The sequence below is a fragment of the Arthrobacter burdickii genome, assembly GCF_030433645.1.
Lineage (GTDB): Bacteria > Actinomycetota > Actinomycetes > Actinomycetales > Micrococcaceae > Arthrobacter_D > Arthrobacter_D burdickii.
In genome coordinates, this window is record NZ_JAROCG010000001.1 from 2,652,227 (window position 1) to 2,672,328 (window position 20,102).

Here is a 20,102-nt window from a genome sequence, read left to right on the forward strand (position 1 = left end):
GAGTCAGTGCACCGCTCAGGGTTCACGTCGTTCCGCTCGCGGCTTGCGTTGGCCGTAGTGGTGACCGAAGGAGTCCGTGTAGATCTCCACGGAGCGAAGGGTCTCATCCGAGCTGTCCTCCGCCGCGTCATGGGCGTGGATCACGGGGGTGTTCACGTCCGACCGATCCGGCGGACCCAGGAACGTCGCGACGGCTGCATCGAGCCCGCCGAAGAACGATGGGTGCCTTCTCTTCGTCCGCGGCGTCGGCTCGGACCGCCCGGCGGGGTCTGCATCCCCGGCGCCACGGGCCGCCGGTTCGGAGCCTGGACTGCCGGCGACGTGCTGATGCTGCTGTTGGTGGATTCGATGAATTCTCATCAGACACCTGATTCATGGTGGGGACATAATTCTACTCCGCTCCCGGTGCGGCAGGACCGTGGCCGAGGTGCCGTTCTGCACCGGATCGCATGCGACGGATCGGTCCCGAGGTGGGCTGCCCGTGGTCCGCGGGCGGGCGAGGGCTTAGAGTCGGAGGAGCCTTTTCGAGAAAGTTGGCCCCTCATCGCTTCCCGTCGTGCTCCCCGCGCCAGCATTGTCCTCGCCCTCGCCACACTGGTTGCGTTGCCCGGTTGCATCCCGAACGAGCCGTCGGCACCGGGGCAAGCGGAGCCGACCGCGTCCCAGGCCGCGTCGGTCGTTCTTGCGAGTCCCGGTGCCGGTACCCGCCGTGTCGTGGCCGGTGCTGCAACGCAGGCGTCGGTCGGTATGAGCGCCCTGCTGTTCGATCGGAGTCCCGCTGCCGTCGTGCTCGCCCGCCGCGGCGAGGAGGGACCCGCGCCGGACGCGGAGCTCGCGACGGCCTCGAGCGCCGCGGCCGGCCTCCACGTTCCCCTCCTGGTGGTGGACCGGAACGGGTCCGATGGTGCGGAGGTCATGGCCGAACTCGACCGCCTGGGGGCCGAGACGGTCATCGGATACGGTGATCCGACGGCCGACTGGGAGGCTCTCGCCGGGCCGCGCGACCTGGTGTCCGGTCCTACGACGGCCGCCGGATTCGAACCCGTCCTGGGCTTGTCCGTCACTCCACTCCCGGTGGCCGAGCCCGGCGTCGTCGCCTCGGTCGGCGCGTTGGGCGGGCCTGACCCGCGCCTGCTCACGCTCGAGCCGGCCGCCCCGGCGGCACCCGACGCTGTGCCCGACACAGCACCCGACCCCTTGCCTGACGCATCGGCGCCTGACGCCTCGGCCGCGGCGACCAGTGCTCCGTCTCCGGGTGCGGGACTCGCGGACCTCGCTACTACGGAAAAGGTCCCGGACTTCACGCCCGCGGCCCAGCCCGACCCGGCGCTGGTGCTGGCCACGCCATCCTCCGCGCTGGCGCCTCTGGCGACGGCCAGGGCCGCCGGAGCCGACGTCGAACTGGTGGCGGAGGCAGATCCGCGAGCCACGGGGCGAAGTGTGGATGCGGTACGGTCCCACGCCGACCGGGCGATCCTCGCCGTGGGTGACGCGTTCGGATCCGAGGAAATCTTCACCGAGCGGATTCGCGTTGCGGCGACGGCCGCACAGTTGCCCGGCGGTGGCCAGACCATCTTTCCCGGCCGCCGCATGGTGGCCCTCTACGGGCACCCCAGCGGCCCCTACCTCGGAGCGCTGGGCGAGCAGGGCATCGAGGCGACGCTCGCACGGGTGAAGGATCTCGCCGCCCAGTACCAGCCGTTCAGTGATGAACCCGTCATTCCTGCTCTCGATCTCATCGCCACCGTGGCCAGCGCCGACCCCGGTGCCGACGGCGACTACTCCAGCGAGACCTCCATCGACGAGCTCGAACCCTGGATCGACGCCGCTGAGGAACAGGGCGTGTACGTGGTGCTGGACCTGCAGTCCGGGCGGTCCGACTTCTTGTCCCAGGCCAAGCTCTATGAAGAGCTCCTTGCCCGACCGTCCGTCGGCCTGGCCCTGGACCCGGAGTGGAGGCTTCTGCCCGGCCAACAGCCGCTTGAGCAGATCGGCACCGTGGGCACAACCGAGATCAATGCTGCCACCACCTGGCTCGCGGACCTCACTCGGGACCGCGCCCTGCCGCAAAAACTCCTGATGGTCCACCAGTTCCGCATCGACATGATCAGCGAGCGGGAGGACCTCGACGTCTCACGGACAGAACTGGCAGTGACCCTGCATGCCGACGGCCACGGAACCCCCGCCCAGAAACTCGATACCTGGTTCGCACTCCAGGCCGTACCTCCCGAAGGAACCTGGCCCTCGTGGAAGAACTTCTATGACGAGGACCAGCCGATGCTGACACCGGAGCAGACCTACACGCTCGTCGACCCGAAGCCCTGGCTGGTCACCTACCAGTAGCCGCCTCGCCCGACCCTCCGGTACCAGCAGCCTCCGAGTGGTCGGAGGCGATTGAAGAACATCACGGGCCGGAATGCAACCACGTATCGGTGTTGCACCGCCATCCGGGCAGGAATTAGCCTCGTTGCCATCAAGCAGTCGAGGGGCGCCACCGGCGCCGGGAGGAGGAGCGCATCACCGCCGACCACGACCGATCATCAACTGTCCCATCGACGAAAGCCCCTCCCGAGGGGCTTTCCTTATGTCTGCCGCCAAGGGGTCGCGGGCGACACAGATGTCGAGCGGTGTTCGACCGGGGTCCTCGCCCCATGGGAGACGCCCGGACCCCTGGCAGGGGTGGTGAATGGCGGCCGGACCTAGGCGAGGGTGACGAGCTCCAGGTAGTCCTGGTTCCACAGGTCTTCGACGCCGTCCGGCAGCAGGACGACCCGCTCGGGATCGAGTGCGTCGACTGCACCCTCGTCGTGGCTGACCATGACCACTGCCCCGCTGTAGTTCTTGAGGGCCCCCAGGATCTCTGCCCGGCTCGCAGGGTCAAGGTTGTTCGTCGGCTCGTCGAGGAGCAGCACGTTCGCCGAGGAGGCGACGATGGTCGCCAGGGCCAGGCGTGTCTTCTCGCCGCCGGAGAGCACACCGGCGGGCTTGTCGACGTCGTCGCCCGAGAAGAGGAACGAACCGAGGATGCCGCGCACTTCCGCGTCCTGCATGTCCGGGGCCGAGGACTTCATGTTCTCGAGGACCGTCCGCTGGGTGTCCAGCGTCTCGTGCTCCTGGGCGTAGTAGCCGACCTTGAGTCCGTGGCCCGCGATGACCTGTCCCGTATCGGGCTTGTCCACCCCGGCGAGCATGCGCAGCAGCGTGGTCTTCCCGGCACCGTTGAGTCCGAGGATGACCACCTTCGACCCGCGGTCGATCGCGAGGTCGACGTCGGTGAAGATCTCGAGCGATCCGTAGGACTTGCTGAGCCCCTCGGCCGTCATGGGCGTTTTGCCGCAGGGGGACGGCTCGGGGAAGCGGAGGGCCGCGACCCGGTCGGAGGCCCGCACCGCGTCGAGGCCGCCGAGCAGGCGTTCCGCGCGCTTGGCCATGTTCTGTGCGGCCACGGCCTTCGAGGCCTTCGCCCGCATCTTGTTCGCCTGGTCCATGAGGACCTGGGCCTTCTTCTCGGCATTGGCGCGCTCGCGCTTCCGGGCCCGCTCGTCCGTCTCGCGCTGGAGCTGGTAACGCTTCCAGCCCATGTTGTAGACGTCGATGGTCGCGCGGTTGGCGTCCAGCTGGAACACCTTGTTGACGGTCGCCTCGAGGAGCTCGACGTCGTGGCTGATCACGATCAGCCCGCCCTGGTGGTTCTTCAGGAAGTCACGCAGCCAGGCGATGGAGTCGGCGTCGAGGTGGTTCGTGGGCTCGTCGAGGAGCATCGTCTCCGCACCCGAGAACAGGATGCGGGCGAGCTCGACGCGCCGGCGCTGGCCGCCGGACAGGGTTTTCAGCGGCTGGTTGAGGATGCGCTCGGGCAGGGCGAGGTTCGAGGAGATGGACGCCGCCTCGGCCTCAGCGGCATATCCGCCACCGGCGAGGAACGCGGCCTCGATGCGGTCGTAGCGCGCCATCGCCTTGTTGCGCACGGACGTCTTCTCGCTGGCCATGTCCTCATGGGCCTGGCGGAGTTCGCCGACGACGGCGTCGAGGTTGCGCGCCGAGAGGATCCGGTCACGGGCCAGCTGCTCCATGTTCGGCGTGCGGGGGTCCTGCGGCAGGTAGCCGATCTCACCGGAACGGGTCACCGTGCCACCTGCGGGGAGCGATTCCCCGGCGAGCACCTTGGTGAGGGTGGTCTTGCCGGCGCCGTTGCGCCCGACGAGCCCGATCTTGTCGCCCTTGTCCACGCGGAAGGACACCTCGTCCATGAGCAGGCGGGCTCCAGCCCGGAGCTCCAAGTTCGATACGTTGATCACGGTGAGGCCTTTCGATGGTGCCAGAGACGGCGTTTTCTTGTAGGAATCCCACAAGGGATCCCCGAATGACCGGCGCTAGTCTCGGTACAGAAGCAGTTACGGCTGGAGGAATTCGACAAATCACCGGAAGAGCCGGTGCGACTCCGGCCTGCTGAAGGAGCGTGCGCCATGCAGCCAGCGGAGAAAACCGTCACCGGACCGGCCGGCGCGAGCCGGCGGTCGTCCCGGAAGCGGTGGGATACCACCGATCTCTCGCTGGTCGCGGTCTTTGCCGCCCTCATCGCCGCCCTTGCAATCTTACCCGGTATACCGGTCGGCCCGCTCGGTGTGCCCATCACGCTGCAGACCCTGGGTGTCATGCTCGCCGGTGTCGTGCTCGGACCGGGACGCGGAGCCGCCGCCGTCCTGCTCTACCTGGTCGCCGGGCTGATCGGCCTGCCGGTCTTCAGCGGCTTCAACGGCGGCTTCGGCGTCCTCGCCGGACCGTCGGCCGGCTACCTCCTCGCGTTCCCCCTCGCAGCACTCGTCGCGGGCCTGCTGGCCGTCGTCGTGCTGCGCAGGGCGCGCCGGTTCCGCGCGGGCCTCCTCTTCCTCGCCTGCCTGGCGGCCAGTCTCCTGACCATCCACCCGCTGGGCGTGGCGGGACTCATGGTGAACGCCGGCCTCCCCCTGCGCGAGGCGGTCGTGATCGACGCCGCGTACCTCCCCGGCGACATGGTCAAGAACGTCCTGGCCGCGCTCCTCGCCGTGTCGGTCCACCGCGCCTTCCCCCGACTGCTCTCCGCCGGGAGGCGCGCACCCCGTGATTGAGTTCAGGGGCGCCGGCGTCCGGACGGACGACGGAGAGGCCCGAACGCTCATCCACCCCCTCACGCTCACCCTGGCGGAACGGCGGGTGTCGGTGATCGGGGGGAACGGGTCCGGGAAGTCGACCCTGCTGCGCATGATCAACGGCCTGCTGGCTCCGTCCGAGGGATCCGTGGCGGTGTTCGGGGAGGACACCCGGACCGCCGGGCGGGCCGTGCGCCGCGCCGTCGGGTTCGTCTTCACCGATCCCCTGTCGCAGCTCGTCATGCCGACGGGGCGCGAGGACGTCGAACTGTCCCTCCGGGCCCGCAGGCTCCCTGCCGCGGAGCGCCGCCCGCGGGGCGAGGACGTCCTGCGGCGGTTCGGTGTGGCGCACCTCGCGGACCGCAGCATCTACGACCTGTCCGGCGGTGAGCGCCAGATCCTCGCCCTCGCCGTCGTTCTCGCGGTGGAACCACGGATCCTCGTGGCGGACGAGCCGACCACGCTGCTCGACCTTCGCAACGACGCACGGGTCCGCTCCCTCATCGCGGGCCTCGACCAGCAGGTGGTGTTCACCACCCACAACCTGGACTTCGCCCTCGAGAGCGACCGGACACTCGTGGTCGACGGCGGCAGGATCGTCTTCGACGGTGCGCCGGCGGACGCCGTGGCGCTCTACCGCGAGCTGGCGGCAGCGGTGCCGGACGGCCGGCCGTGAGAGGTTTCGGCAGCACCCTCGGCCTGTACGAGCGCGGCCATGGGTTCCTGTACCGGCTGCCGCTCCCGCTCAAGGCGGGAGCCTCCCTCGCCTGCGCCGTCGCCGTCGTGGCGTGGCGGTCGCCGGAGACCACGGCGGTCGCGCTGGCCGTGACGGCCGGTGCACTCCTGGCCGGCGCACGCCTCTCCCCCGCGCGCGTGCTGCGCATGCTCCTCCCGGCGGCGCCCGTCCTCGGAATCCTTGCGCTCTACCAGGGCGTGGCCCAGGGGTGGCTGCGCGCGTTCGTGGTTGTGGGCGGCATCGTCGCCTGCCTCCTGGCGGCGCGGGCCGTGACCCTCACGACGCCGACCCAGGACCTCCTCGACGGGGTGGTGCGGCTGGTGCGGCCCTTCCGGCGGCTCGGCGCCGATCCGGAACGCTTCGCCCTCGCGCTCTCGATCATGCTGCGGAGCATTCCCTACCTCGCGGGCCTGTTCGTCGACGTCCGCGAGGCGGCCCGTGCGCGGGGACTGGACCGGAGCCCGCGCGTCGCCGTGACGCCGCTGGTCGTCGGCGCGGTGGCGTACGCCCACCGGACGGGTGAGGCGCTTGCGGCGAGGGGCCTCGGCGACCATGAGGACGACGAGCCGGACGAGGACGGGGACCCCGGGGCAGCCGGCCGCCGCCGGAACCCGACGAACGGCTGACGTCCTCCGGAACGACGAAGAGGGCGGCCCCAGCGCACGCTGGAACCGCCCTCCGGATCATCGCCGGGTGAAGCTCAGATGTTGAAGCCGAGAGCCCGCATCTGGTCGCGGCCGTCCTCGGTGATCTTCTCGGGACCCCACGGCGGCATCCACACCCAGTTCAACCGCCACTCGTCGACGACGCCGTCCAGCGCCTGGCCGACCTGCTCCTCGAGCACGTCGGTCAGCGGGCACGCGGCCGTGGTGAGCGTCATGTCGATCAGGAGGGCGCCGTCCTCGGCATACTTCAGGCCGTAGAGGAGCCCGAGGTCGACGACGTTCACGCCGAGCTCCGGATCGATCACGTCCCGCAGCGCTTCCTCGATGTCATCCAGCGCGGTCTGCGCCTGCTGCACATCACTCATCGCACTCTTCCTTCCGAACAGTAGTCAGGTGGTCCGGCACGCGGACGTGCCGGGGATCCTGGTGGTCCTAGGCCTCGACCGCGGACTGGGCCGTGAACCGATCGTAGCCCTCTTCCTCGAGGCGGTCGGCGAGTTCCGGACCGCCTTCTTCGGCGATGCGGCCGGCCACGAACACGTGCACGAAGTCCGGCTTGATGTAGCGCAGGATCCGCGTGTAGTGGGTGATGAGCAGCGTGCCCATCTCGCCCTTCGAGTGCTCGCGGTTGACTCCCTCGGAGACGACCTTCAGGGCGTCGACGTCGAGTCCGGAATCGGTCTCGTCGAGGATCGCGAACTTCGGGCGGAAGAGCTCGAGCTGGAGGATCTCGACACGCTTCTTCTCGCCGCCGGAGAAGCCCTCGTTGACGTTGCGCTGGGCGAAGTCCGCGTCGATGCGCAGCTGCGACATGGCAGCCTTAACGTCCTTGGTCCAGTGGCGCAGGCTCGGGGCTTCGCCGTCGAGGGCGGTCTTGGCCGTGCGGAGGAAGTTGGTCATCGTGACGCCGGGTACCTCGACGGGGTACTGCATGGCCAGGAAGAGGCCGGCGCGGGCACGCTCGTCGACGCTCATGGACAGGACGTCCTCGCCGTCGAGCGTGATGGAGCCGCTGTCGACCTTGTAGCGGGGGTGCCCGGCGATCGTCGACGCGAGGGTCGACTTGCCGGAACCGTTGGGCCCCATGATCGCGTGCGTCTCGCCGGTGTTGATCGTCAGCGTGACGCCCTTGAGGATGGGGATGTTGCCCTGCTCGGTGTCGATGCTGACGTGCAGGTCCTTGATTTCAAGTGTGGACATCGTGTTCTTTCTCCTTCGCCTGCTGTGCAGGAAGTGTGCAGGAAGTGCGTGGACGGCCGCGCTAGCCGAACTGCGGGGCGGGGGCTCCGTTGGTGACCGTCGTGATATCGACGTAGACGTCGCCGTCGTGGATCTCGAGTGCGAACACCGGGACCGGTTCGTAGGCGGGGAGCTGCAGCGGGGCACCGCTGCGCAGGTCGAACTGGGAGCCGTGGCCCCAGCATTCGATGGTGCAGCCCTCGACGTCGCCCTCGGACAGGGAGACGTCCGCGTGGGAGCAGGTGTCGCCGAGAGCGTGGATCTCACCGTCCGAGTCGCGGACGATGACGACGGGATAGTCGTCGATGAGCACGCGCAGCGCCTGCTTCACCTGGATGTCGTCGACGCTGCAGATCAGTTCGCCGCTGGGGGCATCGGCCATCAGAGGTTGCCCGCCGCGAGTTCGCGCTCGACCGACTCGGAGAGCCGCTCCTCGAGCGCGGGTACCTTGATCTGCTGGATGACCTCGGTGAGGAAGCCGCGGACCACGAGGCGGCGGGCATCCTTCTCGGGGATGCCGCGGGCCATCAGGTAGAAGAGGTGCTCGTCGTCGAACCGGCCGGTGGCGCTGGCGTGGCCCGCGCCCTCGATGAGGCCCGTCTCGATCTCGAGGTTCGGGACCGAGTCGGACCGCGCGCCGTCCGTGAGGATGAGGTTGCGGTTGGTCTCGTAGGTGTCCGTCCCCTCGGCCGCCTTGCGGATCAGCACGTCGCCGACCCACACGGTGTGCGCGTCCTTGCCCTGCAGGGCACCCTTGTAGGTGACGCGGGACTTGCAGTTGGGCACGGCGTGGTCGACCAGCAGCCGCTGCTCGAGGTGCTGGCCGGCGTCTGCGAAGTACAGGCCGTACATCTCGACCTCTGCGCCGGGGGCGGTGAAGATCGAGGACGGCGTGAGGCGCACGAGGTCGCCGCCGAGGCTGACGACGACGTGCTTGTAGCGCGCGTCGCGTCCCACCTTCGCCTGCTGCGAGGAGACGTGCACGGCGTCGTCGTCCCATTCCTGGACGCTGACGACCGTGAGTTCCGCGCCGTCGCCCACGACGATCTCGACGTTCTGGGCGAGCGTCACGGAGCCGGAGTGGTCCAGCACCACGACGGCCTTCGAGGAGGCCTCCGCACGGACCAGGATGTGCTGCGCGGCGGCGTCGGACACCGATCCCGTGACGCTGACCATGACCTCGCCGTCGGCCACCGTCTCCTTCGGGATGGTGATGACGGTCGCCTCGGTGAAGGCATTCCAGGCTGCCGCGGACACGCGGTCCTCAGGCGTTGCAGCGGTGCCCAGGCGGGCGTCGCCGCGCTCGACCGTCTCGACGGTCACGTTGCCGGCACCGGTCACCGCGACGGCCGGAGCCGCGCCCGTCAGTGCGTCGGTGTGCAGTCCGCGCAGGCGCTTGAGCGGCGTGAAGCGCCAGTCCTCCTCGAGGCCCGTCAGCGACGGGAAGTCGGCGACGTCGAAGGACCTCCGGCGTTCCCCGCGGGACGCCTCGGGGACGACGGGGGCGTTGCCATGGCTGTGCTTCTTGAGCCCGAGCTGCTCGGAACCCGCGTTGCGCGCCGAGAGGCGCTCACCCTCCTCCGTGAAACCGTCGATGGGGGCCGAGGCGCCCGAGGGGGCGCCCAGGCGGGCCTTCTCGTCGAGGTCGCCGAGGTCGGTGACCTCTCCCTCGGGAGCGGTATTGGGCGAAATTTCCGTGTGGGTGGTCTCAGCCATTGCTAGCCTACGGCCCCTTCCATCTGCAGTTCGATCAGCCGGTTCAGCTCGAGCGCGTACTCCATGGGCAGCTCACGGGCGATCGGCTCGATGAAGCCGCGCACGATCATGGCCATGGCCTCGTCCTCAGGAAGCCCGCGGGACATCAGGTAGAAGAGCTGCTCCTCGCTGACGCGCGACACGGTGGCCTCGTGGCCCATGGTGACGTCGTCCTCGCGGATGTCCACGTACGGGTACGTGTCCGAGCGCGAGATGGTGTCGACCAGCAGCGCGTCGCAGCGCACGGTGTTCGCCGAGTGGGTCGCCCCCTCCCGGACCTGGACGAGCCCGCGGTAGGCGGCACGTCCACCGCCGCGCGCCACGGACTTGGAGATGATCGAGGACTTCGTGTTGGGCGCGATGTGCACCATCTTCGAGCCGGTGTCCTGGTGCTGACCCTCGCCCGCGAAGGCGATGGAGAGCGTCTCGCCCTTGGCGTGCTCGCCGACCAGGTACACGGCCGGGTACTTCATGGTGACCTTCGAGCCGATGTTGCCGTCGATCCACTCCATGGTGGCGCCCTCGTGCGCGATGGCGCGCTTGGTCACGAGGTTGTACACGTTGTTGGACCAGTTCTGGATGGTGGTGTAGCGGACGCGCGCGCCCTTCTTCACCACGATCTCGACGACCGCGGAGTGCAGGGAGTCCGACGTGTAGATCGGGGCGGTGCATCCCTCGATGTAGTGCACGTAGGAGTCCTCGTCCGCGATGATCAGCGTGCGCTCGAACTGGCCCATGTTCTCCGTGTTGATACGGAAATACGCCTGCAGGGGGATCTCGACGTGGACGCCCTTGGGCACGTACACGAACGATCCGCCCGACCAGACGGCCGTGTTCAGGGAGGCGAACTTATTGTCACCGACGGGGATGATCGTGCCGAAGTACTCCTTGAAGATCTCCGGGTGCTCACGCAGTGCTGTGTCGGTGTCCAGGAAGATGACGCCCTGGCGCTCGAGGTCCTCGCGGAGCTGGTGATAGACGACCTCGGACTCGTACTGGGCGGCGACGCCGGACACCAGGCGTGCACGCTCGGCCTCGGGGATGCCGAGCTTCTCGTAGGTGTTGCGGATGTCCTCGGGGAGGTCCTCCCACGTATTGGCCTGCTTCTCCGTGGAGCGCACGAAGTACTTGATGTTGTCGAAGTCGATGCCGGAGAGGTCTGCACCCCAGGCGGGCATGGGCTTGCGGTCGAAGTACTTGAGGCCCTTCAGGCGGAGATCGAGCATCCACTCGGGCTCGTTCTTCTTCGCGGAGATGTCGCGGACGACTTCCTCGCTCAGGCCGCGGCGCGCGTTGTCGCTCGCCTCGTTCTTGTCGGCCCAGCCGTACTGGTAGGTGCCGATGCCCTCGAGTTCCGGGTTCTTCTCCAGGATGTCGCTGATCACCGACTCCGGCACTGCCGACGCAGCTGGCTTGCGGTCTACTTGATCCGTCATCATGGCCTTCCTTGCTGATGGATGGATAACGTTGCTGGATTGCTGGGGGACGCGGAGTCCGCGGCCGCGGGGACGGCGGTGGATCCGGAGGCTGCCGGAGCCGCCGTCGCCCTTCCCAGGGGTATGTGGGTGGTGCAGACGTGGCCGCCGCCGGCCAGCGTCGAGAGCCGGCGCACGTCGACGCCGAGCAGGCGGGCGAAGACGCCGGTCTCCTGGTCGCAGAATGCCGGGAAGGCCGAGGCCAGTCCCTGGATGGGGCAGTGCCCCTGGCAGAGCTGGACGCTGAGCATCGTCGGGCGGCTCGACGGGGTCGAGGCGGTGCGGACGCCGCGTGCCTGCGGCATCCCGACGGTCTTGGTCGATCCGACGAATCCGTCGGCCGTCAGGGCGCCCGCCAGGGCCTGGGCGCGCGCCTCGAGGTCGGGGCCGGCGGCCTCGACGATCGGACGGTAGCGCTCCTCCATGCCGGAGAAGCGGGTGCGTGCGAAGTCCTCGATGGCCTGGGGGCCCGCGGCCTCGCCGAGCTGCGCCAGTGCTGCGGTGGCGATGTCGAGGTAGTCGTTGCCCATCTTGCTCTGGCCGCGCCGGCTCAGGACGTAGCGGCGGGCCGGGCGGCCGGCGCCTGTGGCGGAACCGCGGACGCGCTTGACCTCGATGAGGCCCTCGGAGGAGAGGGCGTCGAGGTGCCGGCGCATGGCGGCGGGTGTGAAGCCGAGGCTGTTCCCGAGCTCCGCGGCGCTCACCGGTCCGCGCTCGAGCACGGCCGACAGCACCCGGTCGCGGGTGCGCTCGTCGGGATCCGGGGAGACGATCTGGGCCATCCGGTCAGCACGGCCGGCAGGGACGCCCGGGGTGAGGCTGTCGTCCGCCGGAACGGCGGCGCGGGGCGATGCGGTCACAGTCCATTCCTCCCATCGGCGACAAAATACACAACACAAGCATGACCTAATGTATTCCGCACCACCACTTAGGCGAGGCTACCCACCTGCGGCCCTCCGGCCTCCTACTACCTGACGTAGAATATTCGGGTGCCGACAACTTCCCCCGCCCTCGAGATCGACGGCCTGATCAAGGATTTCGGTCCTGTCGGCTCCCTCGACGGCCGGATGGTGCGCGTGCTCGACGGCGTCAGCCTGAACGCAGCGCACGGCGCGGTGACCGTACTGCTCGGCGCCAATGGAGCAGGCAAGACGACGACGCTCGAGTGCGCCCAGGGGCTGCAGCGTGCAAATGGCGGCGTGGTCCGCCTCCTCGGCCAGGACCCCTACCGGGCGACACCCCAGCTGCGTGCCCGGGTCGGCGTGATGCTGCAGGACGGCGGCCTCCCGCCGTCGGTCCGGCCGCTGGCGCTGCTGCGCCATGTCGCCTCCATGTACAGTGCTCCCCTGCCCGTCGACGCGCTGGCCGAGCGCCTCGGCCTCGACGAGTTCGGTGCCGTCTCCATTCGCCGGCTGTCCGGAGGGCAGAAGCAGCGACTGGCGCTGGCCTGCGCACTGGTCGGACGGCCCGAGGTCGTCTTCCTCGACGAGCCGAGCGCGGGCCTGGACCCGCAGTCCCGCTCGATCGTGTTCGACCTCATCCGGGAACTCCGCGCGGACGGCCTCGCCGTCATCCTCACCACGCACCTGCTCGACGACGCCCAGAGGCTCGCCGACTACGTCTACATCATCGAGGGCGGCAGCACGGTCGCCGAAGGCACCGTCGCGGAGCTCACGGCCGACAAGGACGCCGAGGGGATGCGCGAACTGCACTTCGAGACCGTGCCGGGCCTGGCGCTTCCACCCGACCTCCTCCCCCACCTGCACCAGCGCGAACCCGACCCGGGGCACTACGTCCTCCGCGGGTCGCTGACGGCGGGCGACGTCGCGCGCCTGGCCGAGTGGTGGCAGACGTCCGGTGTGATGCCCACCGCCATCACGATGGCGCCCCGCTCCCTGGAGGACGTCTTCCTCGACATCTCCGGACGGAGCATCCGATGACACCGGGCGCAACTCCACCGCAGGGCCTGCAAGGCACCGGAGCAGTCACGGGCGCTGCCGCCTCCCTGCCGACCCGCGTCCTGCGCCATGGCGGGTACGAGGCCCTGGCGATGCTCCGCAACGGCGAGCAGCTCGTCCTGGCGATCGTCCTGCCCATGCTGGCACTCACGGCCCTCGTGATCACTCCGCTGCTCGATGCCTACGGCCCCAGTCGCATCGACATCGCCGCGCCGGGGGTCCTCGCCCTCTGCACGATGTCCACCGCCTTCACCGGACAGGGCATCGCCACCGGCTTCGACCGCCGGTACGGCGTGCTCCGCTTCCTCTCGACGACGCCGCTCGGCCGTTCCGGGCTGATCCTCGGCAAGGCGGTCGCCGTCGCCGTCGTCCTCGCCGTCCAGCTCGTCGTGATCGGCGGTGCGGCCGCGCTCCTGGGCTGGTCCCCGCGGGCCGAGGGCATCCTTCCCGCCGCCGTCCTCCTGCTGGTCGGCTCGGCGGCCTTCACGGCCCTGGGACTCCTCGTGGCGGGCACGCTCCGTCCCGAAGCCACCCTGGCCGTCACCAACCTCGTCTGGATCCTGCTGGCCGCGGCCGGCGGCGTGATCATCCCGGCAACGAGCCTGCCCGTTGCCGCCGAGCCGTTCATCTCCGTGCTGCCGTCCGCCGCCCTCGGCGACGGACTGCGCAGCGCCCTGGTGGACGGCACCCTCGACCCCGTCGCGTGCCTCGTCCTCCTCGCCTGGGCCGCGCTCGCTAGCCTGGCGGCCATCCGCTGGTTCAAATGGAGCTGACGTCATGACCCTCCCCTCGATCTCCCGCCTCACGGATGCCCTCCCTCGCACCACGACGCCGCTCGTACGCCGCCTGGCGATCGCCTCGCTCGTCTCGCAGATCGCCATCGTCGTGACCGGAGGCGCGGTCCGCCTCACCGCGTCGGGCCTCGGCTGCCCGGAGTGGCCGCGCTGCACGCCGGACTCGATCGTCACCACGCCCGAAATGGGTTTCCACGGCGTGATCGAGTTCGGGAACAGGCTCCTCACCTTCGTGCTGGTTGTCATCGCCGTCGCCATGATCGTCGCCGTGCTCGGGATGCGGCGGGAGCGCAGGGACCTGTTCCGGCTCTCCATCGGGCTCTTCCTCGGTATCCCGGCGCAGGCCGTCATCGGCGGCATCACCGTCTGGACCGGCCTGAACCCGTGGGTCGTCGGCCTCCACTTCCTCGTGTCCATGGTCCTCGTCGCCCTGGCGACCGTGCTGGTCAATCGCGCGCGCCTCACGGCGGACCAGTACCGCGGCCGAAAGGACCCGGCAGCGCCGGCCCTCCTGCGCCAGTTGCTCGTCACGGCGACGGTCCTGACCTCGATCGCCGTCGTCCTGGGCGTCGTCGTCACCGGTTCCGGCCCGCACGCCGGCGACCACGGGGCTGCCCGGAACGGGCTCGATTCCGACATCGTGACGCGCGTGCACGCCCTGCCGGTGTACCTGCTCGTCGCCACGGTGGCTCTCGCCGTCCTCCTCGCCCACCGCTCGCAGGTCCACGAGAAGCTGCGCCGGGCGCTCGTCATCCTCGCCGCCGTCGTGCTGGCGCAGGGCGCCATCGGGTACACGCAGCACTTCCTGCACCTGCCGGTCGCCCTCGTGGCTCTGCACATGCTCGGGGCGTCCCTGCTGATGGCTGCCGCGATCCACGCCCTCTACACCGGGACCACGCGGAAGCCGCTACCGGGCACGACGGCCGGAACCAGGGTGCCGCAGGCCGTCTCCTAGGATCCGGTGCGGTGAACCGGCGAAACGCCGGGTAGCCAGAAGGGCGCGTTGGTCAGGCGGCGGAACCGCCGTCGCTTCCCGACGCCCGATGGCCGGCGACCGCGGCACGGATGTCGCCTTCGTCGTGCCCGCCCTTCTTCCCGAACGGCAGCGCGTTCATCAGCGGGTGCACGACAGCCATGACGATGAGGCCCCAGGCGAGTCCGAGGACGGCCGAGCACAGGGTGTTGACGAGCCAGGCCAGGAAGCCGCCCGCCACGGGCATTCCGGCGAAGGGGTGCTCCAGGACATGGACCAGGTCATAGGGCGCGTGCCACCCCAGGTCGTAGGCCCCCTGCAGCATGATGTGACCACCGACCCACAGCATGGCGACGGTCCCGACGAGCGTTATCACCGTCAGCACGGCGGGCATCCCCTTCACCAGCAGCTGGCCGAGGCGCTTGGAGCCCGCCGAGTCCTTGGTGGTCAGGTGCAGGCCGATGTCGTCCATCTTGACGATGAGTGCCACGGCACCGTAGACGATCACCGTGATCGCGAACGCCACGACGATCAGGATGAGCGCCCGTGCCCACAGGGACTCGTCGGCGACCTCGGTCATCGAAATGACCATGATCTCGCAGGACAGGATGAAGTCGGTGGTGATGGCACCCTTGGTGACCTTGGCCTCCGCCTCCGGGCCCCGTTCGACCGCCGGCGCCTTCTCGGCCTCGGAGTGGCCGCGGAGCTTGTGCCAGACCTTCTCCGCCCCCTCGTAGCAGAGGTAGGTTCCGCCCAGCATGAGGATGAACGGGATGACCCCCGGGATGAAAGCGCTGACGAGCAGCAGCGCCGGCAGGATGAAGATCAGCTTGTTCCGGAGCGACCCCCAGAAGATCCGCTTGATCATCGGCAGTTCGCGGGAGGGATCCGCCCCGGACACGTACTGCGGTGTCACAGCGGCGTCGTCGATCACCACGCCGGCGGCCTTGGTCCCCGCTTTCGCGGCCCCGGCAGCGACGTCGTCCATCGAAGCGGCCGCTATGCGGGCCAGGGCTGCGACGTCGTCGAGCAGGGCGACGAGACCGCCGCTCACAGCCCGCCCCCCTGCCCGAGGGCGCACTGCTGGGGACGGGGACCGCGGTGGGGGCGCATGATCGGCATGCTCGGATTATACGGTGGCCGGTAGCCCGTCGACGGGCAACGGCGCCCGTTCACGGGGGCGCACCAGCCGCAGGCGGGATGAGGCACCTCGGCCTGACGTCTGCCTAGTCCCGTCCGGGGAGGCGCGCGCGGCGTGGCCTCACCCGGAGTGGGGTGGCAGCAGGTTCCTGTGGTGGGTCTCGGCTCGAAGTCCGAGGTACGTGCCCGTGACGATGAGTGCGGCGCCGAGGACTCCGGGAAGGGCCAGGGTCTCCTGTCCGATGGTGAGTCCGATGAGGACAGCCCAGATGGGTTCGGTTCCCATGAGGAGGCTGGCGCGCGAGGCGGAGGTCTGCTGGATGGCCCAGGTCTGGACGAGGAACGCGAAGACACTGCAGGCGAGCCCGAGGTAGACCACACCGGCCCACTCACCCGCGCTGAAGGTCCGCACGGCGGCGAGAACGCGGGAATGGCCTGCGGCTGTGTAGGCGGTCGCGCAGAGAGCGCTCTGCACCAGGGTCAGATTCAGGGCGCCGAAGCCGCGTCCTCGAGTGAGGGCGGACACCGCGGTGACGTGGATCGAGCGGACGATCGCCGCGGCGAGCATCAGGGCATCCCCGAGGGTCGGAGCCACGAATCCGTCCCCGGAGACGAGCAGGCACACGCCCACGACGGCGATCACGCCTGCGACGAACAGCATGCGCGGCAGCTTCACGCGGAAGGCGATGCTCTCGGTGACCGGGGTGAAGACGATGACCAGGCTGATGATCAGCCCCGCGTTCGTGGCACTGGTGCCGGCGATCCCCCAAGTCTCCAGGATGAGTACGGCTGCCTGGGTGGAGCCCAGCACGACGCCGACGACACCTTCCCGGAGACTGATCCTGCGGCGCTTCCAGAGCAGCGAGATCACCACCAGCGCCCCGGTCGTGATGAGGAACCGCAGCGACAGGATGACGGGGACGTCGACCGTGTCGGTCAGGAATTTGGCCGCCAGGTAACTACTGCCCCAGACGATGGCCACCAGGAGGAGGAGCACATCGACCCGCCGCGCGGCAAGGAAGGAGACGATCGGGGCCCGCCCTCTGATCGGGGGGTGCGGAGGGGGCGGGACCACGGAGGAAGGAGAAGGCACTCCTTGAGTCTTCCGCTTCCGCAGGAGTTAGACGAGAGGGCACTTGGTGAATCCATGGTTTAGCGTTTGCTTATGGATCTTCACCAGTTACGACTGCTTCGGGAGTTGGGAGAGCGTGGAAGCCTGGCTGCAGTGGCACGGGCGTTGCACGTCTCCCCGTCTGCCGTGTCGCAGCAACTCACCGCGTTACAGCGCCGGGTGGAGGTGCCTCTGACGGAACGCAGGGGGCGGACCCTTGTCCTGACCGGCGCCGGGCAGGCACTGGCCGAGGCCGCGATGCAGATCGGTGTGGCCATGAGCTCGGCCGAGCAGGCCGTGAACCGGTATGTGCAGGACCCCACCGCGACGGTGAGCATCTCCGCGTTCACCAGCGCCGGCCTGAGCTACTTCGGCCGACTGCTCAGGGATCTGGCAGGCGAAGGGAACCCACGGCTGGTCTGCCACGATCGTGATGTGGGGCAGGACGGCTTCCCCGCCCTGACGGCCGATTACGACCTCGTCATCGCCCACCGCCTCGAGCACAGCGCCCCGTGGCCCGCATCCATCACGGCGCTGCCACTGGTGCGCGAACCCCTGGACGTCGCCATGGCGTGTGACCACCGCCTGGCCGGCCAACCCGCCGTCAGCGTCGCGGAGCTGATCGATGAGCAGTGGGTCTCCGTCCAGGACGGATTCCCCCTCGTTGCCGCGCTGGAAAGTATCGCCGTCCACGCAGGCAAACCCCTCGACATCACGCACCGGATCAACGAGTTCTTCGTTGCTGCCGCGATCGTGGCAGCCGGCCCCGCTCTTGCACTGATGCCCCGCTACACCGCGGCACCGCACCCCGGTAGCGGGATAGTCCTCAAGCCACTCAGCGACCTGCACCTGGGTCGATGCGTCGACATCCTTTGCCGGCCTGAAGCGCTGCACCGCACCGCCGTCCGCACCGTCGTCAACGCTCTCCGCGGAAGTGCACTCCCCACCTAGACGTCCTGCAGGAGGATCGGCCCGCGGTCAGTTCTTGTTCAGCTCCTCGGCGAGCATGACGATGATGCCGCTCGGGCCGCGGACGTAGGTGAGCTTGTAGACGTCCCCGTAGGTCGCCACGCCGCGCAGCGGGTGACAGCCGTGTCTCGCCGCGATCTCCAGGGCCTCGTCGATATCGTCGACCGAGAAGGCCACGCGGTGCATGCCGATCTTGTTGGGCAGGGTGGGTTCCGTCTCGATCGCTGCGGGATTCAGGTACTCGAAGAGCTCGAGGCGCCCGTGGCCGTCCGGTGTCTGGAGCATGGCGATGCGGGCATGGTTGCCATCGAGGCCGACGGCGGTGTCCGCCCATTCTCCGCTGACGGTGTCACGACCGAGGACGGTGAGCCCGAGGTCGGTGAAAAAGGCGATCGCCGCTTCGAGGTCGCGGACAGCGATGCCTATATTCTCGAGTGTGATGGGCATGCGGCACACGCTACCAAGTGGTGGCACAGCAGGCGATCGCAGGGTCAGCGCGAGGCCACACTCCGTGGCAAGAGGAGCGGTGCAGGATGGCTTCACCACAGATCTACATCAGCTTCCCAGGGACCGCGCGTGAAGCGCTGGGGTTCTACGCGGAGGTCTTCGGCGGCGAAGTGTCCCTGTTCACCTACCAGGACTTCGCCAGGACGGACGGGCCCCCGGATGCCGTCGCGCATGGAGTGCTCGACGGCGCCGTCGCCCTCGCTGGAGCAGACGCACCGGCAGGAGAGGAAACGATCCGCTGCGAAGGACTGATGCTCTCACTCCTGGGTACTGCCGAACCGTCGGCGCTGCACCAGTGGTTCGACAGGTTGGCTGTCCGGGGAACCGTGATCGATCCTCTGGCCCCGAAACCGTGGGGTGCATCCGATGGTCAGGTGATCGACCGCCACGGCCTGCACTGGCTCATCGGATACGAGCCGGACCACGGACCGTGATTCCTCCGACGGGCGCCGGCCGGCGGCTTCGCCCTGACCCGCGACCCGCCCCGGGATGCGGGTCACGGCTATCGTTACGGTGCGGAACGCGTCCCTGAGTCCGTGCTCGACCCCGTCGTCGGAACGAACTCCCAGTCGAAAGACCCGTCCCCCCGAAGCGTCAATCGGAGGTACCCGTGGGTGTCGCTGAACCGTTTCTCGATGTACGGCGGACGGCTGGTGAAGGAGCGGAGGCCGACACCTCCCGTGGAGACCTGGAACGCTGTCATCCCGTCACTGACGCACCGGTCGGCGTTGTCCACCGGACAGGAGCGTTCGTAGTTGTGCTGTGACCCTGACAGGGTCAGGCGGACCCTGTGCTTCCACATCACGTCGATCCACGGCTTGTGGTCGGCGGCCCGCTCATGTTGGTCGGTGTTCGATGTGAAGTACGGTTCGTGGTAGACGACGGCCAGGTGCTTTCCGGCCGCCCGAGCAGCAGCGAGGTCGTTGTCCAGCCACTCGGTCATCTCCCGGGCCTTCGTGGAATCGTACTCCCAGTGCGCGGACGACAGGAACGCGAAGTGCCAGGTTCCGAAGTCCTTCGAATACGGTTTCCCGTTGCCGATGAACCCGCGCTGCTCGTTGATGGCAGCCTTCGCCGTGGACCCCGGGCATTGCCCGTTCATGAAGTTGTCGAGGTCTTCGTTGCGGCCGGGTTCCCAGTCGTGGTTGGGGGCGGACACCCAGTACAGCTTGGGCATCGTGCCGCCCCACAGCCGCTTCCAGTAGTCCACGTAGTCGGCGCAGTACGCGGTGTCGTACTGGAAGTCCCCGAGCCCCAGGAATGCGTCGATCTCGTCGTTCTCCACGAGCCGGGTGATCGCCGCACCGTTCCGGCCGGACGGGCTATCAGGATCATCGGTCTTGGCACCGTTCATGTCACCGACAGCAGCAATCCGAACATCGCCCGGCGGGAGGGTGCACCCGGTGACGGAGACCGCCAGGAGCGCTGCGACGATCGCCGCCGCTTTCCGGAAGGACCCGGGACGAGAACGTGCTGGCTGCATCCGATACCCCCCATGCATACAGGGTCACCGCCCGCCCCGGAGGGTGGGCGGCAACCTCTGGTGGTGCGGAACGGCTCGGCAGTGGTCGCGCTGCTGAACCATGGTCGAAGGATTGTTGAAGCAGGTCCCCCGGTGCTCCGTACATTCGTTGCGATGATCCTCAACCGT

Annotated in this window: 21 protein-coding genes; 9 read left to right on the plus strand and 12 right to left on the minus strand. The window is 68.8% G+C overall.

Annotation, left to right across the window (positions count from 1 at the left end):
- Positions 1–15 precede the first annotated feature (15 nt).
- The gene (locus P5G52_RS12460) at positions 16–156 is read right to left on the minus strand and encodes a hypothetical protein (protein ID WP_301227806.1); all 141 of its coding nucleotides are present in this window, start codon (positions 154–156) and stop codon (positions 16–18) included.
- Between the two features lie 591 nt (positions 157–747).
- On the opposite strand from P5G52_RS12460, the gene P5G52_RS12465 reads away from it, so the two are divergent.
- Positions 748–2,343, plus strand: a complete 1,596-nt coding sequence (locus P5G52_RS12465) for a hypothetical protein (RefSeq protein ID WP_301227808.1) — start codon at positions 748–750, stop codon at positions 2,341–2,343.
- Between the two features lie 356 nt (positions 2,344–2,699).
- Here the strand turns inward: P5G52_RS12465 and P5G52_RS12470 are convergent, their stop codons facing one another.
- Entirely contained in the window at positions 2,700–4,298 is a 1,599-nt protein-coding gene (locus tag P5G52_RS12470) for an ABC-F family ATP-binding cassette domain-containing protein (protein WP_133081896.1), read from the minus strand.
- 168 nt (positions 4,299–4,466) lie between these two features.
- Between P5G52_RS12470 and P5G52_RS12475 the strand changes: the two genes are divergently transcribed.
- The 3 genes from P5G52_RS12475 to P5G52_RS12485 are packed head-to-tail and all read left to right on the plus strand — an operon-like array spanning position 4,467 to position 6,491.
- On the plus strand, positions 4,467–5,108 hold the full coding sequence (locus P5G52_RS12475; RefSeq protein ID WP_301227812.1) for a biotin transporter BioY: 642 nt from the start codon (positions 4,467–4,469) through the stop codon (positions 5,106–5,108).
- The gene (locus tag P5G52_RS12480; RefSeq protein ID WP_301227814.1) at positions 5,101–5,805 is read left to right on the plus strand and encodes an energy-coupling factor ABC transporter ATP-binding protein; all 705 of its coding nucleotides are present in this window, start codon (positions 5,101–5,103) and stop codon (positions 5,803–5,805) included. The genes P5G52_RS12475 and P5G52_RS12480 overlap by 8 nt, the downstream gene beginning before the upstream one ends.
- The gene (locus tag P5G52_RS12485) at positions 5,802–6,491 is read left to right on the plus strand and encodes an energy-coupling factor transporter transmembrane component T family protein (protein ID WP_301227816.1); all 690 of its coding nucleotides are present in this window, start codon (positions 5,802–5,804) and stop codon (positions 6,489–6,491) included. The genes P5G52_RS12480 and P5G52_RS12485 overlap by 4 nt, the downstream gene beginning before the upstream one ends.
- A gap of 74 nt (positions 6,492–6,565) precedes the next feature.
- Here the strand turns inward: P5G52_RS12485 and P5G52_RS12490 are convergent, their stop codons facing one another.
- The 6 genes from P5G52_RS12490 to P5G52_RS12515 form a co-directional block, all read right to left on the minus strand.
- Entirely contained in the window at positions 6,566–6,895 is a 330-nt protein-coding gene (locus P5G52_RS12490) for a metal-sulfur cluster assembly factor (RefSeq protein ID WP_087073208.1), read from the minus strand.
- Between the two features lie 67 nt (positions 6,896–6,962).
- Positions 6,963–7,730: a Fe-S cluster assembly ATPase SufC gene (sufC, locus tag P5G52_RS12495; RefSeq protein ID WP_301227818.1), complete on the minus strand. Its 768-nt coding sequence runs from the start codon at positions 7,728–7,730 to the stop codon at positions 6,963–6,965.
- Between the two features lie 61 nt (positions 7,731–7,791).
- Positions 7,792–8,151 carry a non-heme iron oxygenase ferredoxin subunit gene (locus P5G52_RS12500; RefSeq protein WP_087073212.1) on the minus strand — a complete coding sequence of 120 codons (360 nt, stop codon included), beginning with the start codon at positions 8,149–8,151 and terminating at the stop codon, positions 7,792–7,794.
- On the minus strand, positions 8,151–9,485 hold the full coding sequence (sufD, locus tag P5G52_RS12505; protein ID WP_301227821.1) for a Fe-S cluster assembly protein SufD: 1,335 nt from the start codon (positions 9,483–9,485) through the stop codon (positions 8,151–8,153). The genes P5G52_RS12500 and sufD overlap by 1 nt, the downstream gene beginning before the upstream one ends.
- 2 nt (positions 9,486–9,487) lie before the next feature.
- Positions 9,488–10,960: a Fe-S cluster assembly protein SufB gene (sufB, locus tag P5G52_RS12510; protein WP_301227824.1), complete on the minus strand. Its 1,473-nt coding sequence runs from the start codon at positions 10,958–10,960 to the stop codon at positions 9,488–9,490.
- Complete coding sequence (locus tag P5G52_RS12515) at positions 10,960–11,781, minus strand: helix-turn-helix transcriptional regulator (protein ID WP_301228794.1); 822 nt, start codon at positions 11,779–11,781, stop codon at positions 10,960–10,962. The genes sufB and P5G52_RS12515 overlap by 1 nt, the downstream gene beginning before the upstream one ends.
- 201 nt (positions 11,782–11,982) lie before the next feature.
- On the opposite strand from P5G52_RS12515, the gene P5G52_RS12520 reads away from it, so the two are divergent.
- Genes P5G52_RS12520 through P5G52_RS12530 form a run of 3 tightly spaced genes read left to right on the plus strand, consistent with a single transcriptional unit; the run spans position 11,983 to position 14,706 of the window.
- On the plus strand, positions 11,983–12,939 hold the full coding sequence (locus P5G52_RS12520; protein WP_301228796.1) for an ABC transporter ATP-binding protein: 957 nt from the start codon (positions 11,983–11,985) through the stop codon (positions 12,937–12,939).
- On the plus strand, positions 12,936–13,730 hold the full coding sequence (locus tag P5G52_RS12525) for an ABC transporter permease (protein ID WP_301227826.1): 795 nt from the start codon (positions 12,936–12,938) through the stop codon (positions 13,728–13,730). Before P5G52_RS12520 ends, P5G52_RS12525 begins: the two co-directional genes overlap by 4 nt.
- 4 nt (positions 13,731–13,734) lie before the next feature.
- Positions 13,735–14,706, plus strand: a complete 972-nt coding sequence (locus tag P5G52_RS12530; protein WP_301227828.1) for a COX15/CtaA family protein — start codon at positions 13,735–13,737, stop codon at positions 14,704–14,706.
- A 52-nt stretch (positions 14,707–14,758) separates the two neighbouring features.
- Here P5G52_RS12530 and P5G52_RS12535 read toward each other — a convergent pair whose 3' ends face one another.
- On the minus strand, positions 14,759–15,778 hold the full coding sequence (locus tag P5G52_RS12535; RefSeq protein ID WP_301227830.1) for a DUF808 domain-containing protein: 1,020 nt from the start codon (positions 15,776–15,778) through the stop codon (positions 14,759–14,761).
- Positions 15,779–15,985: 207 nt separating this feature from the next.
- Entirely contained in the window at positions 15,986–16,957 is a 972-nt protein-coding gene (locus P5G52_RS12540; protein WP_301227831.1) for a DMT family transporter, read from the minus strand.
- A 72-nt stretch (positions 16,958–17,029) separates the two neighbouring features.
- Here P5G52_RS12540 and P5G52_RS12545 point away from each other — a divergent pair, with 72 nt between their 5' ends.
- Positions 17,030–17,926, plus strand: a complete 897-nt coding sequence (locus P5G52_RS12545) for a LysR family transcriptional regulator (RefSeq protein WP_301227833.1) — start codon at positions 17,030–17,032, stop codon at positions 17,924–17,926.
- A gap of 27 nt (positions 17,927–17,953) precedes the next feature.
- Here the strand turns inward: P5G52_RS12545 and P5G52_RS12550 are convergent, their stop codons facing one another.
- On the minus strand, positions 17,954–18,391 hold the full coding sequence (locus P5G52_RS12550) for a VOC family protein (RefSeq protein ID WP_301227835.1): 438 nt from the start codon (positions 18,389–18,391) through the stop codon (positions 17,954–17,956).
- A gap of 86 nt (positions 18,392–18,477) precedes the next feature.
- Here P5G52_RS12550 and P5G52_RS12555 point away from each other — a divergent pair, with 86 nt between their 5' ends.
- A complete protein-coding gene (locus tag P5G52_RS12555; protein WP_301227837.1) occupies positions 18,478–18,885 on the plus strand; it encodes a VOC family protein in 408 nt (135 codons plus the stop codon).
- Between the two features lie 74 nt (positions 18,886–18,959).
- On the opposite strand, the gene P5G52_RS12560 is transcribed toward P5G52_RS12555, so the two are convergent.
- On the minus strand, positions 18,960–19,934 hold the full coding sequence (locus P5G52_RS12560) for a metallophosphoesterase family protein (protein ID WP_301227839.1): 975 nt from the start codon (positions 19,932–19,934) through the stop codon (positions 18,960–18,962).
- Positions 19,935–20,102: the final 168 nt, after the last annotated feature.